Genomic DNA, 8,709 nt, shown 5'->3' with positions numbered 1-8,709 from the left:
CGCCCCCGCCGCCCCCCGCCGTACCGACCCTTCCCGCCGCCGGCGGAGCACCCTGGGAGGTGGCCCGAGATGGCCGTTGACGCCGACACCCGGCGCGGCGACGTCCACGCCCGGCAGCTCGCCGGTCTCGACGCGCTGGAGCTGACCACCCGGCAGCGCAGGGGGCTCGCCTTCCGCGTCTGGTCCGGGATCTGGCCGATCGCGTCCGCCGTCGCGCTCGTCCTGGCGGCCTGGCAGCTGGTCGTGCTGGCCGGCTGGTGGCCCGAGTACGTCTTCGCCGGCCCCGTCACGACCCTCGGCGTGCTCGCCGAGCGCCTCGGCGAGGCGGAGTTCTACACGGCCGTGACCGTCACCATGCGGCGCGCGGTCACCGGGTTCGCGCTGGCGATCGCGGTCGGCCTCGTGGTCGGTGCGCTCGTCTCGCGCATCCGCCCGCTGCGCCAGGCCGTGGGCTCGCTGATCACCGGCCTGCAGACCATGCCGTCGATCGCCTGGTTCCCGCTGGCGATCCTGCTGTTCGGGCTGACCGAGAGCGCCATCATGTTCGTCGTCGTGCTGGGCGCCGCGCCGTCCATCGCCAACGGGCTCATCGCCGGGGTCGACTACACCCCGCCGATCCTGCTGCGCGCCGGGCACATGCTCGGCCTGCGGCGGCTCCGGCTCTACCGGCACGTGATCCTGCCCGCCTCCCTGCCGTCGTTCCTGGCCGGGCTGAAGCAGGGCTGGGCCTTCGCCTGGCGTTCCCTGATGGCCGGTGAGCTGCTGGTCATCATCGCCAACCAGCCGTCCCTCGGCGAGCAGCTGCACTTCGCCCGGGAACTGGCCGACTCGCCGGGCCTGCTCGCGACGATGATCGTGATCCTGGTGATCGGCATCGTGGTGGACGTGCTGTTCGGGGCCGCCGACAACGCCCTGCGCCGCCGGTGGGGCCTGCACCAGGCCGCCGACTGAGCCGTCATGCGGACCTCAGCCCGAACCCGGTACGCCCTGCGCGCGGTGGCCGAGCTGGCCGCCGCGCCGCCCGGCCCCGTGCCCGCCGAGCGGATCGCCGAGGCCCAGAGCATCCCGCGCAGGTTCCTGGACAACATCCTGCTCCAGCTCAGGAGGGGCGGGCTGCTGCACAGCAGGCGCGGCTCCGACGGCGGCTACTGGCTGACCCGGCCGGCCGAGGAGATCACCCTGGCCGACGTCGTCACGATCGTGGAGGGCGTCCCGGAGGGCGGTGACCACGGCGGGTACCCGGGGGTGGCCGGGCCGCTGGCCGACGTGTGGAGCGTGCTGCGCGACCACGAGGAGCGGCTGCTCACCGAGATCACCCTGGCCGACATCACCAGGGGGACGGTGCCCGGTGTCCTCCCGCCGGCCGGCGGGAGGTAGCGGCGGGCCCCAGGACCGCTCCTTCACCCCGGGGCCGCTCCTTCGCCGCGGAACCAGCCCTTCGCCCCAGGATCGCCCTTCACCGCGGGATCAGCCCTTCACCGCGCCGGCGGTCAGGCCCGCGCCCACCCGGCGCTGCAGGAACAGGAAGACCACCAGCACCGGCAGCGCGAACAGGGTGGCGGCGGCCATGGTGGCGCCCCAGTCGGTGCCGAACACGTCGCGGAAGGACGAGAGCCAGACGGGAAGGGTGCGCTTGTCCTGGTCCTTGATGATCAGCACGTTGACGAACGCGAACTCGTTCCACGCCGTGACGAACCCGAACAGCGAGGTGGCCATCAGCCCCGGCGCGAGCAGCGGGAAGACCACCTTGCGGAAGGCGGCCGGGCGGGTGCAGCCGTCGACCAGCGCGGCCTCCTCCAGCTCTGCGGGGACCGCGGCCAGGAAGCCGCGCAGCGTCACGATCGTGAACGGCAGTGTGATCATGAAGTAGACGCCGGTGAGCATCGCCAGGGAGTCGAGCAGCCCGGTGTCCCGGGCGATGACGAACATCGGCACCAGCAACGCCTCCCACGGCGCCATCTGCGCGGCGAAGACCATGACGATGAAGGGCCCTCTGCCGCGCCAGCGCATCCGGGCCACGGCCACGGCCGAGAGCAGGGCCACCGCCAGGGCCAGCAGCACGGCGGCGGCGGTGACGGCCAGGCTGTTGCGCCAGAACGTCCAGAACCCGTCGGCGGCCACGGCGGTGGCGAAGTGCTCCAGGGTCGGGTGCGCGGGCCACAGGCCCGGCGTCCCGGCCTGGATCTCCGCCGTCGGCCGGAAGGCGGTGGCGAACATCCAGTAGACCGGGAAGGCCATGACGGCGAGCACGGCCGCGGCGCAGGCGTTGAGGGCGATCCTGCCGGGCCGTACCGGCCGCCTCCGCCGCGCCGCCCCGGTGGGAGCCCCGGTGGACGCCCCGCCGCCCGCCCTCCCCTCGGCCGGACGTGTTCCCGCGGGCCGGTTCCTTCCTGCCGGGAGCGTCCTCACGAGCCGGCTCCTTCCTGGCGGAGCATCCGCCGCAGGTTGCCGGCCAGCGCGACGGCCAGGACGGCGACGGTGAGCATGGCGACGGCCGAGCCCAGGTCGTAGCGGTGCAGGACCCGGGCGACCTTGAAGGCGTAGACCGGCAGCGTGGTGGTCGCGCTGTCGGGCCCGCCCTGGCCGAGCACCCAGATCTGCGGGAAGCACTTGAAGACCCAGATCACCTCCAGCGAGGTGATGAGCGCGAACATCGGCCGCAGGATCGGGAAGGTCACCCGGGTGAAGATCTGCGGGCCGGTGCCGCCGTCGATCCGGGCCGACTCGTACAGCTCGGTGGGGATCGTGGTCAGGCCCGCGTAGAGGGTGAGCGCGGCGAACGGCACCGACTGCCAGACCACCAGCGCCACCAGCACGCCGAACATCGCCCCGCCGTCGGCGAACCACGAGTGGCCCTGGAACGAGTCGAAGCCCAGTGCCACCAGCAGCCGGTTGACGATCCCCAGCTCCGACTGGAACAGCCACTGGAAGATCGTCGTGGCCGCGATGACCGGGGTGGCCCAGACCAGGGCGAGCACGCTCATCAGGGCGACGCGCATACGGCGGCCGAGCCGCGCCAGCATGAGCGCGACGGCGGTCGACAGGCCCACGATGAGCACCACGTTGACCGCGGTCCAGACGAAGGTGCGCAGCGTGACCGTCCAGAACTCCTCGGCGGCCAGCAGCTCGCGGTAGTTGTCCAGGCCGGCGAGCCGCGCGCCGCCCCGGACGAGCTCGCCCATCCGGAAGTGCTGTACGGAGATCAGCGCGGCGCGCAGCAGCGGGTAGAGCAGCAGGAACACGCCCCCGGCCACGGTGGGGGCGATGAGCAGATAGGGCCAGAGGTTCCTGGTCCGCACGCGGGTCCCTCAGGATCCGCTGTTGAGGGTCGTGGTGATGGCCTCGGAGGCCTTGCGCGCCTCGGCCGCCGGATCCTTGCCGGTCAGCACGGCGGTCATGTACTGCTTGATCACCGAGGTGGCCTCGACCGCCGCCCAGTTCGGCGTGTTGGGCGTGGCCCTGCCGTTCGCGGCGCCCCGGGCCATGGCGGCGGTGCCCTCGTCGGCGTCGAGCACGTGTGCCAGCGAGGCTCTGTTCGGCACGAAGTTCATCGCCTTGGCCAGCTCGGTCTGGAAGTCCTCCCCGGCCAGGGCCTTGACCACTTCGTAGGCGGCGTCCGGGTGCCGCGACGCCGCCGGGATGATCAGGTCGGAGCCGCCGGTGAACACCGCGCCGGGCTTGCCGGCCGTCTTGCCGGGGATCGGGAAGAAGCCCATCTTCCCCTTCATCTCCGGTGCGACCTCCAGCACCCGGGCCGCGCCGCCCGGCACACTGATCATCTGGGCGACCCTGCCCTGCGCGAACACCTCGTGCTGCGGGGGATTGGCCTCGTCGGCGTCCTTGGGTCCCTTGCCGAGGGCCTGGAGCCGGCGGTAGAAGTCCATGCCGGCCAGGGCCTGCGGGGTGTCGAGGGCGCCCTTCCACCTGCCGCCCTCCTTGACGGCGAGGTCGCCGCCCTCGTCCCAGATGAACCCGGCGAGCGCGTACCACGTCTGCCCGGTGAGGTAGATGCCCTGGTTCCCGCCCCGGTCGAGCCTGGCGGTGATCTCCAGCCACTCGTCGCGGGTCCTGGGCGGCGCCTCGATCCCGGCCTTCGCGAACAGGTCCTTGTTGTAGACGACGACCCGGTTGGCGGCGTACCAGGGCACGCCGTACTGCCGGCCGTCGATGTTGCCCGGCTGGGCCAGGCCGGGGATCCAGTCGGCGCCGCCGAGGTCGGCGACCTTGCCGCTGAGGTCGGCGACCCCGCCGCTGGCGGCGTACTGGGCGACCTGGGTGTTGCCGACCTCGATCACGTCGGGGGCGTCCGTACTGGCCAGGGCGGCGGTGACCCGCTCGCCGATGCCGTCCCAGGCCTGGATCTGGACGTCGAGCTCCACGCCGGGATGGGCGCTCTCGTAGTCGGTCTCGAAACGCTTGACGAGCTCGTCGGTGACGCTCCCGTCCATGATCCAGACGGTGAGCCTGACGGGCCCGGAGTCTGCGGGGGCGGCGGACCCGCCGCCGGGACCGGAGCCGCAGGCGGCGGCGGTGGCGGTCAGGGCCAGCGCGGCCGCGGCGGCCAGGAGTCGATGCTTCATCGCGTCTCTGCTTTCTTCGGGGGCACTGCCCGTGGGCCGGGTGGGTGCGGGGTGCGGCCGGGATACGGGCCGGGCAGGCACGGGGTGCGGCCCGGGCCGGTGCGGCTCCCGGGCGGGAGCCGCACCGGGTCCTCAAGGGCTCGGGACGGTGTCGGTGAACGCGGTGGAGGCGGCGCGGAGGGCGCCGACCCTGCTCAGCACCTCGGCGGGCGGGACGACCTCGTTCCTGCTGTGGTAGACCCAGTCGACCTGCTGGCGGTAGGTGCGCCGGGCGGAACCGCCCTGCAGGTCGATGAACCACTGGTTGAACATGATCCACATGGGCGTCTCGGGGTAGTACTCGCCGCCGTGGTCGGCGAACAGGCGCCCGTCGACGTAGTAGCGGATGCGGCCGCCGGAGACCTGCACGACCAGGTCGTGCCAGCCGGCGAAGCTCGCCCGCTCCTCGGTGTGGACGTTGACCGCCTGCCATGGGTCGGCCTGGTAGGTCTCCCAGCTGGTGGCGTAGAGGATGTTGCCGGGCTCGCCCCAGCCGCCGTTGGGGAGGTACTCGAAGTCCAGCTCGCCGTAGTCGGGGTCCATGTTCTGCCGCAGCGGGGTGATGGTGAAGAACGTCTGCACCACGTGCTCGCCGTCGGGGCCGGAGACCGGGGCGTCGCTGAACCTCACCCGGGCGGCGTAGGTGCCCTCGTGGAACTTGCGGGCGGCCGTGGACAGCTCGGTGTGGACGGTGCCCGCGCCGGTGCCGTCGGTGGAGGAGTCGAGCTGCAGGACCTGACCGCCACCCGCCGATGGGAAGGTCACCGCGGCGGGGGACCAGGTGGCGCCGGGCACGCCGGGGCCGCCCGCGCTGGAGCGCACGGTCCAGCCGCGCTGGGCCAGGCGGGGGTCGGACGATCCGGTGTAGGAGAAGTCGTCGAACAGGACGCCCTGACCGCCCGGCTCACCGGTCGGGGTGACCGTCGGCGTCGGCGTGGGCTCGGCGTCCCCGCCCGCAGGCGTGCCCCAGACGAGCCGCCCGTCGAGATGGACGGTCACCTTGTCCCAGTCGCCGTAGGCCGTGCGGTCCGCGCCGAAGGAATGGTCGTCGGACTGCGTGAAGTTCTGCCAGTCGGTGCGGTGGAAGCGGAGCTGCAGGTCGCCGGTGTCCGCCCCGGGCGCCAGCGTCCCGGAGGCGAAGCCGACCTCCAGGTAGCGGTCGGCGGCCGGCACCGGGTCCGCCAGCGGGACGAACCGGCCGGTCACGGTGGAGCAGCCGACCCTCGCCCACGAGCAGGCGAAGCGGTAGCCGGTCTCGCCCCGGAAGTAGTAGCGGATCTTCACCTGGGCGAGCGCGACGGGAGCGGTGCCGTCGTTGACCAGCTTGAACCACGGCTCGGCCTGGGCGGTGACGGCCGTGGTGGAGCTGGTCCTGTACTGCAGGCGCAGCGACTGGGCGGCGGTGGCCGCCGGGGCGAGCGCGACCGCGGCCAGGAGGAGGGGGACGGCTAGGGCGAGGACGGTTTTCCAGGGGGTTCGGCGCATGGCGGGATCTCCTTGTGAACGGCCCCCGAGGTGTTTCCTGGCATGACGAAGACGGCCTCCGTCGTGGACGGTGCGGATGTGCTGCGGTGCGGATGTTGTAGTGCGGATGCGCTGTGCGGAGGGTGTCCCCGTCCGGCCCCCTGCGGACCGGGCACCGCCGCGCCGGGAGGGTTTCATCCCCGGGACCCGGTGCGGTGCGGGGTTCGGGTTCGAAGTCGAGGTCGGGGTTCGGGGCCGGATCAGCCGCCCCTGCGAATGCGGCCGGCGTAGCGGGCCTCCAGGGCGAGGTTGTGCGCGTCTCCCTCCGGGACGTTCGCCGACAGGTAGACCGGCGGAGCCTCGCCCGCGGCGAGCAGCTCCGCCACCGCCCGGGTGACGACGAGCTGGGCGAGCAGCACCGAGGTGATCGTGGACACGGCGGCGACGGCGCCCCCGCCGGGCAGGGGCAGAACCGCGTCGCCGTACGGAGCGCGGTTGTCGAGCACCACGTCGGCGAGGTCGCAGAGCTTGCGGCCGGAGGGGTGCTTGGCCGGTACGGCGGAGCTGTGCGCGAGCGAGGTGAGGGCGACCAGGTCGTGGCCGCGCTCCTTCACCAGGGAGGCCAGCTCGACGACGACGCCGTTGACGCCCGAGCTGGAGATGATCACGAACAGGTCGCCGGCCTCGACCGGGGCGGCGTCGAGGATCCGGTGCGCGACCGCCGGGTCGCGTTCGAGGTCGTATCGTTCGAGTTCGGTGCGGTCGGCCCCGCCGTACAGGACGATGTCGCGCAGCGCGAGCCGGTTGGTCGGCACCAGCCCTCCCGCGCGGCCGGCGACCTCCATGGCGACCGCCTCGGAGTGCCCCGAGCCGAACGCCTGGACGACGCCGCCCCGGTTCAGCGCCCTGACGACCAGGTCGGCCGCCGCCGCGATGGGGCCCGCCTGCTCGACGGGGATCTCCCGGACGAGCCGGGCGACGTGCCGGACGTAGGCGTCCGGATCGGGAAGGGCGATCGTCCCTGAGGCCGTGCCGGTCTCTGCACTCATTTCTCTCCTCTGGGGAGCCGGTGCCCGGTCACCGCGCGGGCGGTCAGGTCGAACGCGTCCCGGGTGCGCTCGTAGGTGCGCTGCGCGACCGAGACGTAGACCACGTCGAGGACGAGCAGCTGGGAGTGGATGGCGGCGAAGCCGTCGGAGCGGAACGTCGTCCCCCTGCTGGCCGTGGTGACGACCAGCTCGGCCACCTCCGCCAGCGGCGACCTCGGATGGGAGGTGACCGCCACGGTGACGGCGCCGTGGCTGCCGGCCTCGGCGAGCACCTCGATGACCTCACGGGTCCTGCCGCTGTGCGAGATGCCGATCGCCACGTCGCCCTGGCCGAGCAGCGCGGCGTCGGTGAGCGCGCTGTGCGCGTCGGACCTGCTCCAGGTGGGGACGCGGATGCGCTGCAGGCGGTATTCCATCTCGCTGGCCACCGCCGCGCTGCTGGAGACCCCGAACAGCAGCACCCGGCCGGCCTGGGCGATCGCGCTCGCGATCTTCTCCACGGAGGCCAGGTCGAGCTGCGCGGCGGTCTCCTGGATCAGCCGGATGTCGTTGCCGGAGACCACGCCCAGCACCCGCTCGAGCCCGTCGTCGGGCAGGATCTCCTGCCCGATGTCGGTCTCCCAGCGCTGCTGCGCGACCCGGCCGGTCTCCGTGGCGAGAGCGACGCGCAGCTCGGCGTAGCCGCCGAAGCCGAGCGCCCGGCAGAAGCGGGTGATCGTGGCGGTCGAGGTGGCGCTCCGCTCGGCCAGGTCGACGATGGTCAACCGGGCGGCGGCGGCCGGGGCGGCGAGGATCACCTCGGCCACCTTCCGCAGCGCCTCGGGCATCTCGTCCTGCTCGGTCCTGATCAGATGCAGCAGTTCCACCGTCATCCCTTCGTCCTTGCGGTGAAAATTATGCTCAGAGACTGGCATGGTCAAGCCTCGGAGGTAATAATTTTCACATGGATCTGATGCTGGGCGTGGACGCCGGCGGGACGTCGTCCCGCGCCGTGACCGTCACGTCGCAGGGGGACGTGGTGGGCCGCGGCCGGGCGGGCGGCGGCAATCCGGCGGCGCTCGGCGCCGCGCGGGCGTTCGCCAACCTCGGACTGGCCGTGCGCGGGGCCCTGGCCTCGCTGGACCCGGCCGAGGTCAGAGCGGTGACCGTCGGCCTGGCCGGTGCGGCGACGCTCCGCGACCCGGCCGTGCGGGCGGTCTTCGAGCGGACCGTGCTCGACTGCGGACCGGTGGTCCCGCCCCGGGTGGTGGGCGACGCGGTGGTCGCCTTCGCGGCGGGTACGGCCGCGCCGTCCGGCACCGTCCTGATCTCCGGCACCGGGGCCGTCGCGGCGAGGATCACCGGCCACGAGCCGGTGGCGGTGGCGGACGGGCACGGCTGGCTGCTGGGCGATGAGGGTTCGGCGTTCTGGCTCGGCCGGGCCGCGGCCCGCACCGCCGTCCGGCAGGCCGGATCGGGACGGCCGCGGCGCGACCTGGGACCGCTCGCCCGGCTCGTCGTCGGGCACCTGCTGCCCGAGACCGCGGCAGGGGCCCGGGACGAGGGGGAGGCCGAGTCGGAGAGGCCGAGGCCGAGGG

The 8,709-nt window shown here is 73.2% G+C and carries 9 protein-coding genes; 3 read left to right on the top strand and 6 right to left on the bottom strand.

Annotated elements, in window-relative coordinates:
• Positions 1-69 precede the first annotated feature (69 nt).
• On the top strand, positions 70-951 hold the full coding sequence (locus ACWJ6R_RS24290) for an ABC transporter permease (protein WP_449064446.1): 882 nt from the start codon (positions 70-72) through the stop codon (positions 949-951).
• A gap of 6 nt (positions 952-957) precedes the next feature.
• Complete coding sequence (locus ACWJ6R_RS24285) at positions 958-1,377, top strand: Rrf2 family transcriptional regulator (RefSeq protein WP_449064445.1); 420 nt, start codon at positions 958-960, stop codon at positions 1,375-1,377.
• Between the two features lie 90 nt (positions 1,378-1,467).
• Here ACWJ6R_RS24285 and ACWJ6R_RS24280 read toward each other — a convergent pair whose 3' ends face one another.
• The 6 genes from ACWJ6R_RS24280 to ACWJ6R_RS24255 all read right to left on the bottom strand — a co-directional run bounded on the left by ACWJ6R_RS24280 (position 1,468) and on the right by ACWJ6R_RS24255 (position 8,004).
• Positions 1,468-2,409 (bottom strand): carbohydrate ABC transporter permease, encoded by a 942-nt coding sequence (locus ACWJ6R_RS24280; protein WP_449064444.1) that lies wholly within the window; start codon positions 2,407-2,409, stop codon positions 1,468-1,470.
• Positions 2,406-3,299: a carbohydrate ABC transporter permease gene (locus ACWJ6R_RS24275; protein WP_449064443.1), complete on the bottom strand. Its 894-nt coding sequence runs from the start codon at positions 3,297-3,299 to the stop codon at positions 2,406-2,408. The genes ACWJ6R_RS24280 and ACWJ6R_RS24275 overlap by 4 nt, the downstream gene beginning before the upstream one ends.
• A 9-nt stretch (positions 3,300-3,308) precedes the next feature.
• Positions 3,309-4,580: a sugar ABC transporter substrate-binding protein gene (locus tag ACWJ6R_RS24270; protein ID WP_449064442.1), complete on the bottom strand. Its 1,272-nt coding sequence runs from the start codon at positions 4,578-4,580 to the stop codon at positions 3,309-3,311.
• A 132-nt stretch (positions 4,581-4,712) separates the two neighbouring features.
• A complete protein-coding gene (locus ACWJ6R_RS24265; protein WP_449064441.1) occupies positions 4,713-6,104 on the bottom strand; it encodes a cellulose binding domain-containing protein in 1,392 nt (463 codons plus the stop codon).
• Positions 6,105-6,343: 239 nt separating this feature from the next.
• Positions 6,344-7,132, bottom strand: a complete 789-nt coding sequence (locus ACWJ6R_RS24260; protein ID WP_449064440.1) for a sugar isomerase domain-containing protein — start codon at positions 7,130-7,132, stop codon at positions 6,344-6,346.
• Positions 7,129-8,004 (bottom strand): MurR/RpiR family transcriptional regulator, encoded by an 876-nt coding sequence (locus ACWJ6R_RS24255; RefSeq protein ID WP_449064439.1) that lies wholly within the window; start codon positions 8,002-8,004, stop codon positions 7,129-7,131. Before ACWJ6R_RS24255 ends, ACWJ6R_RS24260 begins: the two co-directional genes overlap by 4 nt.
• 71 nt (positions 8,005-8,075) lie before the next feature.
• On the opposite strand from ACWJ6R_RS24255, the gene ACWJ6R_RS24250 reads away from it, so the two are divergent.
• Positions 8,076-8,709, top strand: a 634-nt coding sequence (locus ACWJ6R_RS24250) for a BadF/BadG/BcrA/BcrD ATPase family protein (protein WP_449064438.1), incomplete at its 3' end; no start/stop codon positions are given.

The organism is Planomonospora algeriensis (assembly GCF_977012225.1).
Note: the sequence above shows the minus strand (reverse complement) of the source record. Positions and strands in the feature narration are given on the sequence as shown.

Bases quoted from the DNA above. Each gene is read 5' to 3' on its own strand.
- ACWJ6R_RS24260 (WP_449064440.1), bottom strand. From the start codon at position 7,132: ATGAGTGCAGAGACCGGCACGGCCTCAGGGACGATCGCCCTTCCCGAT.
- ACWJ6R_RS24265 (WP_449064441.1), bottom strand. From the start codon at position 6,104: ATGCGCCGAACCCCCTGGAAAACCGTCCTCGCCCTAGCCGTCCCCCTC.
- ACWJ6R_RS24285 (WP_449064445.1), top strand. From the start codon at position 958: ATGCGGACCTCAGCCCGAACCCGGTACGCCCTGCGCGCGGTGGCCGAG.
- ACWJ6R_RS24255 (WP_449064439.1), bottom strand. From the start codon at position 8,004: ATGACGGTGGAACTGCTGCATCTGATCAGGACCGAGCAGGACGAGATG.
- ACWJ6R_RS24290 (WP_449064446.1), top strand. From the start codon at position 70: ATGGCCGTTGACGCCGACACCCGGCGCGGCGACGTCCACGCCCGGCAG.
- ACWJ6R_RS24270 (WP_449064442.1), bottom strand. From the start codon at position 4,580: ATGAAGCATCGACTCCTGGCCGCCGCGGCCGCGCTGGCCCTGACCGCC.